Origin of the sequence: Streptomyces collinus Tu 365, from assembly GCF_000444875.1 — a bacterium.
Lineage (GTDB): Bacteria > Actinomycetota > Actinomycetes > Streptomycetales > Streptomycetaceae > Streptomyces > Streptomyces collinus_A.
Window position 1 is genome coordinate 360815 of sequence record NC_021985.1, and the last position, 18708, is coordinate 379522.

The 18708-nt window shown below is 75.7% G+C and carries 2 protein-coding genes; both read left to right on the forward strand.

Translation table 11 applies throughout. From position 1 onward, the window contains the following. Positions 1-203: 203 nt before the first annotated feature. Positions 204-8138: a non-ribosomal peptide synthetase gene (locus tag B446_RS01450; RefSeq protein WP_020937616.1), complete on the forward strand. Its 7935-nt coding sequence runs from the start codon at positions 204-206 to the stop codon at positions 8136-8138. After that, on the forward strand, positions 8135-18691 hold the full coding sequence (locus B446_RS01455; RefSeq protein WP_020937617.1) for a non-ribosomal peptide synthetase: 10557 nt from the start codon (positions 8135-8137) through the stop codon (positions 18689-18691). The genes B446_RS01450 and B446_RS01455 overlap by 4 nt, the downstream gene beginning before the upstream one ends. Positions 18692-18708 lie beyond the last annotated feature (17 nt).

Consider the following 18708-nt stretch of genomic DNA (forward strand, 5'->3'; position numbering starts at 1 on the left):
GCTTGCCGAACTCCCCGTGCCGCGCCCTCACATCACCTTCGCGGGCGCCGTTGACGCCGTGTCACGGATTCGCGTGACCGGGAACCGCCGTGACCTCCCGCGGGCCTGTCAAGAGGCTATTTCTTGGGACTTTCGGGGCAGTTGATCGTCACGGAAGGTGGTCCTCGCGTCGTCGTCGTACGAAACCGAGGAGAGCCTGCCGCATGTCCACTGATGACCACGGGTCGCTGCCCCTCACCTCGGCGCAGGCCGGTGTCTGGTTCGCGCAGCAACTGGATCCCCTGCGCCGTGACTTCGCCATCGGCGAATACCTCGAGATCCACGGGGCCGTCGACTCCGGGCTCTTCCAGGAGGCGCTGCGCCGGATGCTGGCGGAGACCGAGGCGCTCGGGATGCGCTTCGGGGAGGCGGACGGAAGGGCGCGCCAGTGGCCCGCCGCCCGGGCGCCGTTCGTGCTGGAGACCCTCGATGTCAGCGGTGCGCCCGACCCCCTCGCCGCCGCCGAGACGCGCATGCGGGCCGAGCTGGAACGGCCCATGGACCCGGCCACCGGTGACGTGCACCGGCAGCTGCTGGTGCGCACCGGGCCCGCGTCCTTCTGCTGGATGCAGGGCTATCACCACATCGTCGCCGACGGCGTGAGCGGACTGCTCCTCGCGCGCAGGGTCGCCGCGCACTACTCGGCGCTGGTCGCCGGGGAGTCCGCGCCGCCGTCGGACGCCGCGCCCTGGCGGGACATCGTGGCGGAGGAGGAGGCGTACCGCGCCTCCGATGCCTGGCAGGCCGACCGGGCCTTCTGGCAGGACGCGCTCGCGGACGCGCCCGAGCCGGCCGGTTTCGCGGGACGGCCCGCCGAGGGCGGCCCGGCCGCACCGACGAGCACGGTCGTACGGGTGCGGGGCGACCTGCCCGCCAGCGACGCGCGGCTGCTGCGCGAGGCCGCGCGGACGTACGGGACGCGCTGGTCGGCACTGGTCATGGCGGCGGCCGCCGCCTATCTGCACCGGGTGAACGGCACCGAGGACGTCGTGCTCGGCCTGCCGGTCACCGGGCGCGCGACGGCCGCGGCCCGCCGGACCCCCGGCATGTTCTCGCGGGTGCTGCCCTTGCGCCTGTCCGTGACCGGGACGATGACCCTGGACGACCTGGTGCGCCGTACCTCGGCCGGCATCAAGGAGGTGCTGCGGCACCAGCGGTACCGCTTCGAGGAGGTGCACGCCGGGGGGCGGCTGTGGGACGCCACGGTCAACCTGATGTCCTTCGACTACGGAGTGGACTTCGCCGGGGCCCCGGCCATCGCGCACAACCTCTCGGTCGGCCCTGTGGACCACCTCACCGTCAACGTCTACGACCGCGGCGGCGACAGCCCGCTCACCGTCCAGGTCGAGGGGGACGCCACCGAGGTGGACGAGGCGGAGGCCCACCGGCACCGGGCCCGGTTCACCCGGTTCCTCGCCGCCCTCGCCGCGGCGGGGCCGCAGGCCCGCGTCGACGCGCTGGAGCTGCTCACGCCCGACGACGAGCGGCGCCTCTCCGCGTTCGCGGACGGCGGGACGGCCGAGGTGCCCGCGCACCGCTGTCTGCACGAGCTGTTCGAGGAACAGGCCGCGCGCACCCCGGACGCCGTCGCCGTCGTCTGCGACGGCGAGGAGGTGACGTACGACGCTCTGGACGCGTGGGCCGAGGCCGTGGCGCGGCGGCTGCGGCCGGTGACGGAGCCGGGCCGCCCGGTCGGTGTACGGGTGGGCCGCTCGCCCGCGATGGTCGCGGCGCTGCTCGGCGTCCTCAAGGCGGGCGGCTGCTATGTGCCCCTGGACCCCGCGCTGCCCGCGGCCCGCGTGGCGTACGTGGTGGAGCGGGCCGGGATCCGCGCGGTCGTGGCCGGTGCGGACGCCACCGGGTCGCTACCGGAGCACACCGCGGTGGTGCCGGTGCCGGTGTACGGGCCAGCGGCGCCGTACGCCGACGCCTCTGAGGGGCCGGACAGGACCCCGCTGCCGGCGGCGGCCGCCGCGTATCTGCTGTTCACCTCGGGCAGCACCGGCGAGCCGAAGGGGGTCGTCGTGCCCCATGCGGCCGCGGTGGACTCCGTGCACGCCCATCTGGCCTTGGCCGGCGTGCGGCTCGGGCAGGGCGCGGGCGAGCGGTTCCTGGGGTTCGCGTCGTTGTCCTTCGACGTGTCCGTGCTGGACGTGTTCGGTGCGCTGCTGAGCGGCGGCGCCCTCGTGCTGGCCGCCGACGAGGAGCGCACGGACCTCGACCGGCTGCAGTCGCTGATGGTCCGCCAGGCGGTGACCGTCGCCGATCTGCCGCCCGCGCTGCTTCCGCTGCTGGATCCCGGCGCGGTGCCCGCGCTGCGTTTCCTGTCCACCGGCGGTGAGGCACCCTCGGCCGACGCGGTGGCGCGCTGGGCGGCCGGCGGCCGTGAGGTGTGGAACTGCTACGGCCCGACCGAGGCCACCGTCGAGGTGACGGTGCACCGGTGCGCATCCGCCCCGGACGGCCGGGTGCCGCCGATCGGACGGCCGATGCCCAACCACCGCGCCTACGTGGTGGACTCCCGGTTGCGGCTGCTGCCGCCCGGCGCGGCGGGCGAACTGTGCGTGGCGGGCACCGGGCTGGCGCACGGGTACGCCGGACGGCCGGGCCCGACCGCCGGGAGTTTCGTACCCGACCCGTTCTCGGGCGTTCCCGGGGCGAGGATGTACCGCACGGGCGACCTGGTGCGCTGGTCGCAGGACGGCGTCCTGGAGTACCTGGGCCGGATCGACCAGCAGGTCAAGGTGAACGGCTACCGCGTGGAGCTCGGCGAGATCGAGGCCGTGCTGGGCCGGCATCCCTCGGTGCGCCAGACGGTCGTCGACGTGCGGCCCGCACCGGGCGGCGGGCGCCGTCTGGTCGCCTTCGTCGCTCCGCAGCCCGGCGGTACGGTCGCCGCCGCGGACCTCACCGCCCACCTCGCGCGGTTGCTGCCGCCCTACATGGTGCCGCACACCTTCGTCACCCTGGACTCCCTGCCCCTGACCGCAGGCGGGAAGGTCGACCGCCGGGCGCTGCCCACGCCGGAACCCGCGCCGGAGGCGGGAACGGAGGGTCCGGTACGGGAGGCCGTCGGCCCCGTGGGGACGCTGTGCGGGCTGTTCGCCCAGGTGCTGGGCCGTCCGGTCGCGCCGGACGACAACTTCTTCTCCCTCGGCGGTGACAGCATCGCCGCCCTCACCCTGGTCAGCCGCGCCCGGGGGAAGGGGTTCGCCTTCACCCTGGGTGACGTCTTCACGCACAAGACCCCGGCGGCCCTCGCCACCGCCGGCGCACCGGCCGCGCTACCGGAGCCGGCCGGGCCGGCCGAGGCCTGCGGGGAGTCGGCGGCGACGCCCGTGATGCGGTGGCTGCTCGACGGGCCGGGGCCGGTCGGCCGGTTCAGCCAGTCGATGACCCTCACCCTGCCCGCCGGCGCGGACGACGCCCGGCTGGTCCGCACCCTCCAGACGGTCCTCGACCGCCACGCGGCGCTGCGGATACGGCTGGCCGAGGGCGCCGACGGCCGGCCCGCGCTGGTGATCGGCGCACCGGGTTCGGTCGACGCCGCCGGGGTGCTGCGCCGGGCCACCGGACCGTGTGACGCGCGGACCGCCGCCGACGAGGCGGCGGCGGAGCTGGACCCGTGGCGCGGAGTGCTGGTGCGGGCCGTGCGGTGGGAAGGGCCTGGCGGGCTGCCGGACCGGCTGCTGCTGTGCGTCCACCACCTGGCCGTGGACGGCGTGTCCTGGCGCATCCTGCTCGAGGACCTCGCCTCCGCCTGGGACATGGCGGACGGCGACACGGCCCCGGTGCGGTCCGCGGACGACCCGGGGACGCCGTTCCGTGCCTGGGCCGCCCATCTCCAGGAGCTGGCCGCGTCTCCGGAGGTGCTGGCCGAACTGCCCCACTGGCGCCGGACCCTGGCACCCGAGGACGACGTCACGGCGCGGGGCGGCGGCCGCGCCGCGAGCCGCGTCGGCCTCACGCCGTCCGAGGACGCCGCCCTGCCCGCGGACGAGGGGACACCCGCGCCCTGGGACCGTGTGCCGGACCCGGTGCGTGACACCGTCGGCACCACCCGCAGCCGCACGCTGACCCTTCCGGCGCAGTGCGCCGGACCGTTGCTGACATCGGTGCCGGCGGCCCTGGGCACCGGTCCCGCCGAGGTGCTGCTCACCGCGCTCGCGCTGGCCGCCCACCACCCGCGCGTCATCGCACCCCGCGGTCCCGGTTCCCTGCTGCTGGACCTGGAGGGCCACGGCCGGACCGACCGCACGGGACGGCACGACCTGTCGCGCACGGTGGGCTGGTTCACCACCCAGTACCCGGTGCGGCTGGACCTGCGCGGCCTCGACGTGGCCGCGGCATGGGAGGGCGACGGCGACGCGCTGGCGGCACTGGCGGAGCGGGTGCACGGCTGCCTCGCCGTGGTCCCCGGCCACGGCACCGGATACGGCCTGCTGAGCCGCCTGAACCCGGCGACCGCCGGCGAGCTGGCCGGACTCCCCCAGCCCCGCGTGCTGTTCAACTATCTGGGCCGGTTCGACGGCGCGGGCGACGCACCCTGGACCCCGGCGCCCGGCACCGGCGGACTGGGCGCCCACGCCGACCCGGCCATGCCCGTCGAGCACTGCCTCCAGATCGACGCGCTGGCCGTGGAGGAGCATGCCGGTCCGGTGCTCACCGCCGTGCTGACCTGGCCGGAGGGACTGCTGGCGCAGCGCGAGGCCGACGCGCTGGCCGACGCCTGGCTCGAGGCGTTGCGCCTGCTGGCCGGCTCCCGGGTGCGGGCGGCCGTTCCCGCCCGCACCGACCTCGCGCCGGCGGGCCTGTCCCGCGCGGACGTGGCCCGTCTCGCCGGACACCACCCGGGCCTGACCGACGTCCTGCCCCTGTCGCCCCTGCAGGAGGGCCTGTTCTTCCATGCGGCCTTCGACGCGACGGGCACGGACGCCTACACCGGGCAGATCGTCCTCACCCTGGACGGCCCGCTCGACGCGGACGCCCTGCGGCGGGCGTGCGACGCCCTGCTGGAGCGGCACGACGCGCTGCGGGCGGCCTTCACCGACCGGGGGCTCGACCGGCCCGTGCAGGTGGTGACCGGTGCCGCCAAGGCCCCGTGGACCGCGGTGGACCTCACCGGGCGCCCGGCGCGGGAACGTCACGCCGCCTTCGTGCGGCTGCTCGCCGACGACCGGGCCCGGCGCTTCGACCTGGAGCGACCGCCTCTGGTGCGCTTCACCCTGGTCCGCACCGACGCCGACCGGCACCGGCTGGTGATGACGAACCACCACATCCTGTGGGACGGCTGGTCCTCCGCCGTCCTGCTGCGCGAACTGCTCACGTCCTACGCCGAGTCGAGCGGGGCCGCACCGCGTGCTGTTCCCGCGCCGGCCGTGCCCTACCGCGACCACCTGGCGTGGCTGGCCGGCCAGGACCGGGACGCGGCGACGGCGGCCTGGCGCGAGGCACTGGCCGGCCTGGACGAGCCCGTGCTGCTGGGCTCGGCGGACCCGAACACCCTCGGCGCGTTGCCGGAGCGGACCACGGTGGAGCTGTCCGCGGAGACGACGGCCCGGCTCACCGCACGGGCCCGTTCCGCGGGCATCACCCTCAACACCGTCGTCCAGGGCCTGTGGGCGATTCTGCTGGGCCGTCTGACGGCCCGTACGGACGTGGTCTTCGGGGGCACGGTCTCGGGGCGCACCGCGCCGGTCGCGGGGATCGAGAGCATGGTGGGGCTGCTGATCAACACCCTGCCGGTGCGTTTCCGGGTACGGGACGAGGAGACCCTGCTCGACGCCCTGATCCGCTTCCAGGACGAGCAGGCGCCGCTGATGGACCACCAGCACCTGGGGCTGGCGGACATCCAGCACGCGGCAGGGCTCGGCACCCTGTTCGACACGGCGGTCGTCGTCGAGAACTACCCCCTGGACCTGGCGGGGATGCGCGACCTCGCGGGCCCGGTGCGGCTCGCCGCCGTGGACGGCACCGACGCGACGCACTACACCGTCAACCTCCTCGCCCTGCCCGGTGAGCGGCTGCGGCTGCACCTCGACCACCGGCCGGACGTCCTCGACGCCCGCGCCGCACGGAGCGTCGCGGAAGGACTGGAGCAGCTGCTGACGGCGCTGGCCGAGGAACCCGGCACGCCGGTCGGCGAGGTGGACGTCGTCTCCGGCGGGCAGCACCGGCTGCTCGCCGAGTGGAACGACACGGCCGTACCGGTGCCGCACACCACGCTCGTGGAGCTGTTCGCGCGGCAGGCCGCCCGCACCCCGGACGCCGTGGCGACCGTGTTCACGGGCGAACGCCTGACCTACGCCGAACTCGACGCACGGGCGGAGGAGCTGGCCGCCGTGCTGCGGGCGCGGGGTGCGCGCCCGGAGGAGATCGTCGCGGTCGCGCTGCACCGGTCCACCGAGCTGGTGGTGGCGCTGCTCGCCGTGCTGAAGTCGGGCGCGGCCTACCTGCCGGTCGACCCGTCCCTGCCGGCGGAGCGGATCGCCTTCATGCTGTCCGACGCGGCTCCGGTGCTGCTGCTGACCACCTCGGACGTCGACACGGTCCTCCCGGGCGGCGCACCGGTGCCCCGGCTGCTCCTGGACGCCGCACCCGGGGAGACCGCCGGCCGGGGGACGGGCCTGTCCGCCGGGCCGGCCGGCGTGCTGCCCTCTCACCCCGCCTACGTCATCTACACCTCCGGTTCCACCGGCCGTCCCAAGGCCGTCGTCGTCGAGCACCGGGCGATCGTCAACCGGCTGCTGTGGATGCAGGACCGGTACGGCCTCGGGCCCGACGACCGGGTGCTGCAGAAGACGCCGTTCGGCTTCGACGTGTCGGTGTGGGAGTTCTTCTGGCCGCTGCTGACCGGCGCCGCACTCGTCGTCGCCGAACCCGGCGGCCACAAGGACCCCGCGTACCTCGCGCGCCTGATCCAGGAGGAGTCGGTCACCACCGCACACTTCGTGCCGTCCATGCTCGCCGCCTTCGTGGCCGAACCCACCGCCGCCGGCTGCCGTTCGCTGCGCCGGGTCGTGTGCAGCGGCGAAGCACTGCCGGAGGAACTGAAGAACCGCTTCTGCGATGTGCTCCGCGTACCGCTGCACAACCTGTACGGGCCCACCGAGGCGGCCGTCGACGTCACCCACTGGGAGTGCCGCCGTGCGGACGAGGGACCGGTGCCCATCGGGCGGCCGATCTGGAACACCGCGTTGTACGTGCTCGATCCGCGGGGCCGGCCCGTACCGATCGGATTCCCGGGCGAGCTGTTCCTCGCCGGGTCGGGTCTGGCCCGCGGCTATCTGCGGCGGCCCGCGCTGACCGCGGAACGCTTCCCGCTCGATCCGTTCGGTCCGCCGGGTACGCGCATGTACCGCACCGGTGACATCGCACGGCTGCGGGCGGACGGCGCGGTGGAGTACCTCGGCCGCACCGACGACCAGGTGAAGATCCACGGTTTCCGCATCGAACTCGGCGAGATCGAGACCGCGCTGGCACGGCAGGACGGCGTGCGGCAGGCGGCGGTGGTCGTCCGCGAGGACACCCCGGGCGAGCGCAGGCTCGTCGGCTACGCCGTGCCGGCGCCGGGGGCCGCGCCCGACGCGTCGGCGCTGCGCGCCGGACTGGCGCGAACCCTGCCCGAGTACATGGTGCCGCTGGTGGTCGTCGTGGACGGCCTGCCCGTCACACCCAACGGCAAGCTCGACCGCCGCGCCCTGCCGGCACCCGCCGCCGGGCCCGCCGGACACGAACCGCCGGACGGCGATTTCGAGGAACTGGTCGCCGCCGTGTGGTGTGCGGTGCTCGGCGTCGAGGGCGTCGGACGCCACGACGACTTCTTCGCCCTCGGCGGCCACTCGCTGAGCGCCACCAGGGTCGCGGCGCGGCTGCGCCAGTCGCTGGCGCTGGACCTGCCGCTGCACACCCTGTTCGAACAGCGGACCGTCGCCGCGCTGGCCGCGGCGGTGGAGGCCGCCCTTCTCGCGGACATCGCCGCCTCCACGGCGGACGACGCGCTGCCCCCGGCGGACGGCGCACGTCCCTCCTCGTCCGCCACCGCATCCCCGTCCCCCACGTCCTTCGTGGTCCACGCATCGCAGGGAGAGACCTCGTGACCATCCAGGAGAGCACGCCGGGCGCCGTCGACAGCCGGCTGGCCGCCGCCCGTGAGCTGATGCGCCGCCGGGTGCAGTCGGCCCTGGCCCAGACGTCGGCAGACGTGGACGGGACCACCACGTCCGCCGCCCCCGCGCCGCGCACGGCCGGCACCGGAGCGGCCGCCGAGCCCGTCGCCTCGTTCGCGCAGGAACGCATGTGGCTGGTGGACCGGATGCGGAGCGGCGCCTCCGGCTACGCGATACCGGAGGTCGTGCGGCTGCGCGGGCCGGTGCGCCGTGATCTGCTGCGGCGCAGCCTGACCGGGGTCGTCGGGCGGCACGCGCCGCTGCGGACGGTGTTCGAGGAGCGGGACGGGCAGCCGGTGCCCGTCGTGCTCCCGGCCCCCGACGAGGTGCCGTTGGCCCTGCTCGACCTGGGCGCGGACGGTGACGGCTCCGCGGCACCGGACGCCGAACAGCGGGCCCTGGACCTGGCGCGGGAGGAGGCGCGCCGTCCGTTCGACCTGGCCACCGGGCCGCTGCTGCGCGCCCTGCTGATCCGCCTCGGGGCGCAGGACCACGTCCTGGTGCTGGTGGTCCACCACATCGCGACCGACGGCTGGTCCATGTCACTGCTGTGGAAGGAGCTGTCCGAGGGCTACACGGCGCTGCTGCGGGGCGTGCCGGCGCGTCACCCCGAACTGCCGGTCGCCTACCAGGACCACGCCCGCAGCCAGCGGGAGCGCCTGGCGAGCGGCGCCCTGGACACGGGGCTGCGGCACTGGGAGGAGCGGCTGGCCGGCCTGGAGCCGCTGGAGCTGCCCGCGGACAGGCCGCGGCCGACCCGGCGCAGCGGCGCCGGGCACAGCCTGGAGTTCACCCTCGACCGGGAGCTCACCGACCGGCTGCGGCGGCTGGCCGAGGCGCGTGGGGTGACCCTGTTCATGACGCTGCTCGCCGCCTTCCAGGCGGTCCTGGCCCGGGTGTCGGGCCGTACCGACATCGCGGTCGGCACGCCCGTCGCGGGCCGGGACCGGGTCGAACTGGAGCCGCTGATCGGCTTCTTCGTGAACACGCTGGTGCTGCGCACCGACCTGTCGGGCGACCCCGGTTTCCACGAGCTGCTGGGCCGGGTCCGTCAGGTGACGCTGGACGCCTACGACCACCAGGAGGTGCCGTTCGACCGGCTGGTGGAGCATCTGAACCCGGAACGGTCCGGCGACATGAACCCGCTGGTGCAGGTGATGTTCGCCGCCGCGGGTGAGGAGACGGCGGCGCTGCGGCTGCCGCAGGTGGACGTCGAGCGGATGCCGTGCGACTTCGGCGCGTCCCTGTTCGACGTGAGCGTGTTCGTCTCCGAGGGTGCCGACCGCTGCACCGGCTCGCTGGTGGTGGACACCGACCTGTTCGACCCGGCCGGCGCCGAACTGCTGGTCGGGCACTACCTGGAGCTTCTGGCCGCGGTGGCGGAGGAGCCCGGCCGACCGCTCGGACAGCTGCTGCCGGGCGCCGGGACCGCCGCCCGGATCGTCGCCGGCGGGCACGGCACCGTGCGCGCCGACCTGGCCCCGGCCACGCCCGCCGGGCTCTTCGCCGGCCAGGCGGGCCGCTCCCCCGGTGCCACGGCCGTGGTCTGCGGGACCGACCGGCTCACGTACGCCGAACTCGACGCCCGCACGGACGCGCTGGCGGCGCGGCTGCGGGCCGCCGGGGTGGGCCGGGAGACGCCGGTGGCGCTGCTCATGGAGCGCTCGGTGCACGTGCCCGTCGCGATGCTGGCGGTGCTGAAGGCGGGCGGGGCCTATGTGCCGCTCAACCCGGCCTTCCCGGTGCGGCGGCTGCACTGGATGCTGGAGCACACCGGCGCCCGTCTGCTGCTCACCGATCCGGCCCTGGCCGGGCACGAGGCCGCCACGGCATCGCCCGTACCGGTCCTCGACGCCACCGGGGGCCCGCGCCGGGAGCCTGGGGCACCGGACGAGCACGCGGGGCCGTGCGCGCCGGACGAGGATGCGGGGCCGTGCGCGCCGGACCAGCTCGCCTACATCATGTACACCTCCGGCTCGACGGGCGAACCCAAGGGCATCGGCGTCACTCAGGGCAACATCGCGGCCCTCGCCCGCGACTCCGCGTTCGGCACGGCGCACCGCCGGGTCCTCGCCCACGCCCCGCTGGCCTTCGACGCCTCGACCTACGAGGTGTGGACGCCGCTGCTGACCGGCGGCACGGTGGTGATGGCGCCGCCCGGACGGATCGGCACCGACACCCTCGCCCGGCTGGTGCGCGAGCACCGGATCACCGCGCTGTTCCTCACGGCGGCCCTCTTCGACCTCGTCGTCGAGGAACGGGTGGAGCTGCTCACCGAGGTCCGGGAGGTATGGACCGGCGGTGAGGCCGCGAGCGCCACGTCCTTCCGCCGGGCCCTCGCGGCGGCCCCGGACACCGTGCTGGTCAACGCCTACGGCCCCACGGAGACGACGACGTTCGCCACCGTCCACCGGGTGGACGCCCGCGCCGGCGGCACGGTGGCGGGCCGGGTGCCGATCGGTTCGGCGCTGGACGACACCCGGCTGTACGTGCTCGACGAGCGCGGGCGTCCGGTGCCCGAGGGTGCGGTCGGTGAACTGTGCGTCGGCGGCACCGGGGTCGCCCGCGGCTACCTGGGCCGGCCGGGACTGACCGCCGAGCGGTTCGCCGTCGACCCGTACGGGCCGCCCGGGGCGCGCATGTACCGCACCGGGGACCTGGCCAGGCGGCGCCCCGACGGCACCGTCGACTACCTGGGCCGCGCCGACCAGCAGGTGAAGATCCGCGGCTTCCGCATCGAGCCGGGTGAGGTCGAGGCGGAACTGACCCGGTGCCCGGGGGTGGGCCGTGCCGCCGTCGTCGTGCGTGAGGACACCCCCGGCGAGCCGTGCCTGGTCGCGTACGTCGTGGCCGCGCCCGGCGCCGACCCTGCCCCCGACGTGCTGCACCGGGCTCTGGCGGAGCGGCTGCCGGCCTACATGCTGCCCGCCGCGATCGTGCCGTTGCCCGGCCTGCCGACGACACCCAACGGCAAGCTGGACCGGCGTGCCCTGCCCGCGCCCGGCGAACGAGCGGTGAGCCGGGCCCGGTTCGAGGAGCCGGCCGGCGCCACGGAACGGCTGGTCGCCGAGGTGTGGGGCGAGGTGCTCGGGGCCGGCCGCGTCGGCCGCCACGACGACTTCTTCGCCCTCGGCGGCCACTCCCTGCGGGCCACCCGGGTGGTGTCCCGCCTCGGCGTACGCCTGGGCACCGAGGTGCCGCTGCGGCTGCTGTTCGAACACCCGGTGCTGGAGCGGTTCGCGACCGCGCTGGACGCGCTGCGTGCCGAAGCGCCGGACACCGTCGCGGACCGGGTCGTCCCGCGTCCCGCCGGCACCGCGGCACCGCTGTCCTTCGCGCAGCAGCGCCTGTGGTTCCTGGACCAGCTCCAGCCGGGCCGCCCCGACTACAACATCCCCGTCGCCGTCCGCCTCGAGGGCACGCTCGACGCCGACGCGTTGCTCGACGCCCTGCGCACCGTGGTCGCCCGGCACGAGGTGCTGCGCTCGCGGCTGGCGGAAGGACCGGACGGGCCGGTGCAGTCGGTGGAGCCGGCCGAGGTGTTCGTGCCGGTCGTCACCGACCTTTCCGGGGTGGTGCGCGAGGAGGCCCGCTCCCGGGCCCTCGGCCTGGCCCACGGCGACGCCGCCGCCCCGTTCGACCTGTCCCGGGCGCCCCTGCTGCGGGCCCGCCTGGTCCGCGTGGACGCGCGGGAACACCTGCTCGTCCTCGTCCTGCACCACACGGTGGGCGACGGCTGGTCGATGCCGGTGCTGTGGCGGGAGCTGTCGGACGCCTACGCCGCGCTGCGGCGCGGTGAGCGGCCCGCCCTGCCGGTGCTGCCCGTCCAGTACGGCGACTACGCCCACTGGCAGCAGCGCCGGCTGGCCGAGGGCGCCGTGGACCGCGGCATCGCCCACTGGCGGGAGCGGCTCGCGGCGCTGCCCGCACTGGAGCTGCCCACGGACCGGCCCCGGCCGCTCACCCGGACCGGTTCGGGCGGGTCGCTGACCTTCGAGCTGCCGGCGGAACTCGCCGGACGGCTGGGCGCGCTGGCCCGCGAGCGCGGAGCGACGCTGTTCATGGTGCTGCTCGCCGGCTTCCAGGCGCTGCTCGCCCGGTGGACGGGACAGCACGACCTCGCCGTCGGCTCGCCCGTCGCGGGCCGGGACCGCACCGAACTGGAGCCGCTCGTCGGCTTCTTCGTCAACACGCTGGTGCTGCGCACCGACCTGTCCGGCGACCCGGCGTTCGGCGAGGCGGTACGCCGGGTGCGGGAGACCGCGCTGGCCGCCTTCGAGCACCAGGACGTGCCCTTCGACCGGCTGGTGGAGGAGCTGCGTCCGGAACGCGACCTGAGCCGCAACCCGCTCTTCGACGTCCTCTTCCAGCTGCACCCGGACCAGTTGGACACGCTGCCGCTGGAAGGGATCCGCACGACCTCGCTGGACACGGCGAACGGAACGGCCAAGTTCGACCTGAGTCTGGCCCTCACCGAGCACCCGGACGGTCTCACCGGCACCCTCAGCTACGCCTCCGACCTGTTCGACGACACCACGATGGAGCGCTTCGCCGGTCACTACGCGCGCCTGCTGCGCTCCGCGGCGGCCGACCCGGACACCCCTCTGTCCCGGCTGGAGGTACTGGGGCAGGAGGAGCGCGCGGCGCTGCTCGGCACGGACGCGCCCGGCGAGCGCGAGCTCCCGGCCCGGGCGGCGACGCTGCACGCCCTGGTCGAGGAGCAGGCGCGGCGGCGGCCCGACGCCGTCGCCGTGACCTGCGCGGGGCGGACCACCACGTACGCGGAGCTGGACGCCGCCGCCAACCGGCTCGCCCGGCGGCTGCGGGAGCTGGGCGCCGTCCCGGGTGCGACGGTCGCCGTGGCGACGGGGCGGGGCACCCGCACCGTCGTCGCCGTCCTGGCCGTGCTGAAGGCGGGTGCGGCGTACGTGCCGGTGGACCCCGGCCAGCCGGCCGAGCGCGTCCGGACGGTGCTCGGCGACAGCGCGGCGCGGGTGGTGGTGACCGACGGTTCGCCCCAGCCGGCCCCGACCGGTTCGCCCGGCTCCGTCCCGGGCGGCGTGACGGTGCTGGACCTGGCGCGCGAGCGGCCGCTGATCGACGCGCTGCCGGCCGCACCGCTGGCCGACACGGCCGGACCCGGGGACCTCGCCTACCTGCTGTACACCTCGGGCTCCACCGGGCGCCCCAAGGGCGTCGCGGTGCCGCACGCCGCGATCACCGGGTATCTGGCCGCGCTGTGCGGCGTCTTCGGTCTCGGCGAGGAGGACACCGTCCTCGCGAGGACCGCGCTCACCTTCGACCCGTCGGTGCGCGACCTGTTCGCCCCGCTGTCGACGGGCGGCCGTGTCGTGCTGGCCACCGGCGACGAGGCGGACGACCCGGACGCGCTGGCCCGTCTGCTGCACACCGAACGGGTCACCGCGGTGCTGTCCGTCGTCCCGTCGATGCTCGCCCTGGTCGTGGCCGCCTCCCCCGGCCCGTCCGCCGACCTGCGGCTGGTGCTGACCACCGGCGAGGCCCTCACCGCACCCCTGGCCGGCGCGGCCCGGGCCCTGGGCACCCCGGGACGCCTGCGGCTGGTCAACCAGTACGGGCCGACCGAGTGCACCAACACCACGACGTACCACGTCGTCACGGACGAGGACGTGGCCCGCGGGCGCGTCCCCATCGGCACACCGCTGCCCGGCGCCCGGGTGCGCGTCCTCGGCCCGCGCCTGGAACTCCTTCCGGCGGGCGCGGTCGGTGAGCTGTTCATCGCCGGGCGCGGCGTGGCCCGCGGCTACCTCGGCGATCCCGGCCGCACCGCCGGCGCCTACGTGCCCGACCCGTACGGTCCGCCCGGCAGCCGCATGTACCGGACCGGTGATCTGGCCCGGCTGCGGGCCGACGGGGTGCTGGAGTTCCACGGCCGGCGCGACAACCAGGTGAAGGTGCGCGGGCACCGCGTGGAGCTCGGCGAGGTCGAGGCCGCGGTGCTGCGGCACCCCGCCGTGGCCCGCACGGCGGTGGCCGCGCACGGCGAGGGCGGCGACCGCTCCCTGGTGGCCTACGTGGAGTGGCACGCGGACGGCGCCCCGCAGGGCGGTGGGGCGGAGGTGCTGGACACGGTGCGCGCGGCGCTGCCAGCCGCGCTGGTGCCGTCGGCGGTCGTGGTGCTCGACGCGCTGCCGCTGACACCGAACGGCAAGACGGACCGCAGGGCGCTGCCCGCGCCCGGCCCGGGCGGCTCCGGCCGCGCGTTCGTCGCACCGCGCACGGCGCTGGAGCGGACGGTCGTCCAGGTCTGGGAGGAGGTCCTCGGGGACGGCCCGGTCGGTGTCCGGGACCACTTCTTCGAGCGGGGCGGCCACTCGCTGAAAGCCACCCGGGTGGTGTCCCGGCTGCGCAGGCTCCTCGGGCTGGACGTCCCGATGCAGTCGCTGTTCCGCCATCCGGTCGCCGAGGACCTCGCGCGGACCCTGGCCTCGCTCGGCGCGGACGAGCAGCCCGCCATCCCGGTGCTGCCCGCGGGGCCGTCGCCGCTCTCCTTCGGCCAGCAGCGGCTGTGGCTGCTGGACCGGCTGCAGCCGGGGCGCCCCGACTACAACATGCCCGGGGGCCTGCACCTGTCCGGGGCGCTCGACGCGCGGGCCGCGCTCGGTGCCCTGCGGGACGTCGTCACCCGGCACGGGGTGCTGCGTTCCCGCGTCGAGGAAGGCGGACCCGGTGGAGCCGCGCTGCTGGTGACCGAGCCGGCCGAGGTGTTCGAGCCTGTCTTCACGGACCTGTCCGGCGAGGACTCCGCGAGCGCCGGCCGGCGGGCCCGGGAGCTGGCCGCTGCGGACGCCGCCCGGCCCTTCGACCTGTCCCGCGCTCCCCTGGTGCGCGCCCGGCTGATCCGGACCGCGCCGCACGAGCACCTGCTCGTGGTGGTCGCCCATCACGCCGCGTTCGACGGGTGGTCGGCCGGGGTGTTCTGGCGGGACTTCTTCGCCGCCTACCGTGCGCGGACCGAGGAGGTTGCCGAACCGCTCGCCGAACTCGCCGTCTCCTACCGGGACTTCGCTGCCTGGCAGCGCGAACGGCTGACCGGTGAGGTGCTGGAGCGGCAGCTCGCCCACTGGCGCGAGCGTCTTTCGGGCCTCGTCCCGCTCGACCTGCCCACGGACCGCCCACGCCCCGCCACCGCGTCCGGGCGCGGCGACCGGTACTCCTTCACGGTGCCGGCGCCGCTCGTCGAGGGACTGCGCGCCCTCGGCCGGGACCGCGAGGCGACCCTGTTCATGGTGCTGCTGGCCGGCGTCCAGGCGCTGCTGGGCCGCTGGGCCGGTGCCCACGACGTGGCGGTCGGCTCGCCGGTGGCGGGCCGGGACCGCGGCGAACTGGAGCCGCTGGTCGGCTTCTTCGTCAACAACCTGGTGCTGCGCGCCGACCTGTCCGACGACCCGGCCTTCGGCGACCTCGTGTCCCGGGCCCGGGACACGGCGCTGGAGGCGTACGCCCATCAGGAGGTGCCGTTCGAGCGGCTGGTGGAGGAGCTGCGCCCGGAACGCGATCTGAGCCGTAACCCGCTGTTCCAGGTGATGCTCGTCCTCAACGAGGAGCCGCCCGCGCAGCCCCTGCCGGCGGGGCTGACGGCCGAGGCCCTCGAACTGGACAGCTCCGCGTCGAAGTTCGACCTGTCGTTGTACTTCACGGAGGAGGCGGGTGAGCTGCGCGGCGAGGCGGTGTTCGCGACCGACCTCTTCGGGCCGCCGAGCGTCGCCCGGATGGCGGCGGCCCTGCTGGAGCTGCTGTCCGCGGCCGTCGCCTCGCCCGGTACCCGCGTCGGGGCGCTGCCGCTGCTCCCGGCCGGGCAGGAGAAGGAGGACGCCGCCCGCTGGAACGACACCGCCGAGCCGGTCCCCGCGGCGCCGCTGCACGTACGGATCGGGGAGCAGGCCGCCCGCACCCCGTACGCGCCGGCCGTCGACGACGGCTGCCGCAGGCTCGACTACGCGGGGCTGTGGGAGACGTCGGGCCGGGTGGCCGCACGGCTGGCCGCGCTCGGCGCGGGCCCGGGCACGGCGGTCGCGGTGAGCGTGGACCGGTCGGTGCTGCTGCCGGTCGCCCTGCTGGGCGTCCTGCGCAGCGGCGCCCGGTACGTGCCCGTCGACCCCGCCTATCCGGCCGAGCGGATCGCGCACATGCTGTCGGACAGCGGTGCGCGGCTGCTCGTCACCTCGGACGGCCCGGACGGCCCGCCCGCGGTCGGCGATCAGGTCCAGGTCCTCGACATCGCCGCTCTGGCCGACGACCGTGCACCGGCCGGTACGCCGGCACCGGTCGCGGTCCACCCGCAGGACCTGGCGTACGTCCTGTACACGTCCGGCTCGACCGGGCGGCCCAAGGGCGTCATGGTGCCGCACCAGGCGCTGGCGAACTTCGCCCACGACATGGTGGCCAGGCTGGGGACGGGTCCCGGTGACGTCGTCGCCGCCGTCACCACCGCGTCGTTCGACATCGCCGTCCTGGAACTGCTCGTACCGCTGTCCTGCGGTGCCCGGGTGCGAGTCGTCGACCGTGAGACGGCCCGGGACGGCAGGCTGCTCGCCAAGGAGCTGGACTCGGCCGGGGCCACCGTCGTCCAGGCCACGCCCGCCACCTGGCACCTGCTCATGGAGGCCGGCTGGGAGAACCCCGGGGTGCGCGCCCTGTGCGGCGGCGAGGCCCTGCCGACGGCCCTGGCCGCCCGGATGCGGTCCGCCCTGGGGACCGTGTGGAACGTCTACGGTCCGACCGAGACGACCGTCTGGTCGACCGCGTACCGCCTGCGCCCCGCGGACGCCGGCGGACCGGTGCCGATCGGCCGGGCGCTCGCCAACACCCGGCTGCACGTGCTGGACGAGCGGCTGCGGCCGCTGCCGGTGGGCGTGTTCGGCGAGCTGTACATCGGCGGTGACGGGGTGGCCCGCGGCTACCACGGCCGGCCCGGCCTGACCGCCGAGCGGTTCGTCGCCGACCCGTTCGACGCGGGCGGCAGGCTGTATCGCACCGGTGACCTGGTGCGCAGGCTGCCCGACGGCGGCCTGGAGTACCGGGGCAGGGCGGACAGCCAGGTGAAGGTGCGCGGCCACCGCATCGAGCTGGGCGAGATCGAGGCGGCGCTCGTGCGCCGTCCCGAGGTCGCGGCGGCCGCCGCCGCCGTGCAGGGACAGGGGGTGGACGCGGTCCTCGTCGGCTATGTGGTCTGGCGCGACGGGGACGGCGATACGGCGGCGCTGCGCGACGTCCTGCGCGAGGAGCTCCCGGCCCCGATGGTGCCCGGTGTCCTGCTCCCGCTGGAACGGCTGCCGCTCACCCCGAACGGCAAACTCGACCGCCGGGCACTGCCCGCCGTGGCGCCGGGTGCCGCCCGTGCGGGTGACGTGCCGATGGTGGCCCCGCGCGATGCGTCCGAGCTGCGGATGGCACGGCTGTGGGAGGGCGTGCTCGGCGGCGGACCGGTCGGCGTCCGGGACGACTTCTTCGCCCTGGGCGGCCACTCGCTGAAGGCGCTCGAGCTCATGTCCGCGGTGCGCGCGGAGTTCGGCGTGGACCTCCCGCTGAGCCTGGTCTTCCGCAGGCCGACGGTGGAGCTGCTGTGCGAGGCGCTGCCGGAGGCGGCCGCCGCGTCCGGCCGGCTGCTGATGCCGCTCCGCGACGGAGACGACGGCCGTCCCCCGCTCATCCTGTTCCATCCGCGCGGCGGTGACGTCGTCTGCTACCTGAACCTGGTCCGCGACCTGGCGGCGACCTGCGACGGCTCCCGGCGGGTGCTCGGTGTGACGGCGGTGGGCTGCGACCGGGACGAGACACCGCTCGAAGAGGTCCCCGCCATGGCCGAGCGCTATCTCGCGGAGATCCGCGCGGAGGTGCCGTCCGGCCCCTATCTGCTGGCGGGCTGGTCGTTCGGCGGGACCGTGGCCTTCGAGGTCGCGGCCCGGCTGGAGGCGGCCGGTGAACAGGTCGCCTTCGTCGGCCTGATCGACTCCGCCGCGCCGGGCACGGGTGCCGGGGCGGCACCCGAAGCCGGGGACGACGACCTGCTGCGCCACGGGCTCGCCGCCGGGCTGGACGCCGACCAGGCCCGCGCGCTCGACGAGGACGCCCTGCTCGAGGTCCTGGCCCGCAAGGGCCGTGCCAACGGCATCCTCCCGAGGAACGGCGCCCCGCGGGCGCTGCGCCGGATGCTGCGGGTCGCCACGGCCAACGGCACGGCGGCCGCCCGGTACCGCACCGGGGCCGTCCTGGACACCCCGGTGCACCTGTTCACGGTGTCCGAGGTGCACACCGACCTCACCACCGCACTGGTGGACCCGGCTCCCTGGCGGGCGCACGCGAGCGCCGTGCACCGCGTTCCGATCCCCGGCAACCACCACACGCTGGTGGATCCGCCGCACAGCGCGGTGCTGGCGGACCGGCTCGCACAGGCGCTCGCCGACGCGACGCGACCGACCGATGAACCCGGCCGCGAGCGCTGAAGCCCGACACCGACCGA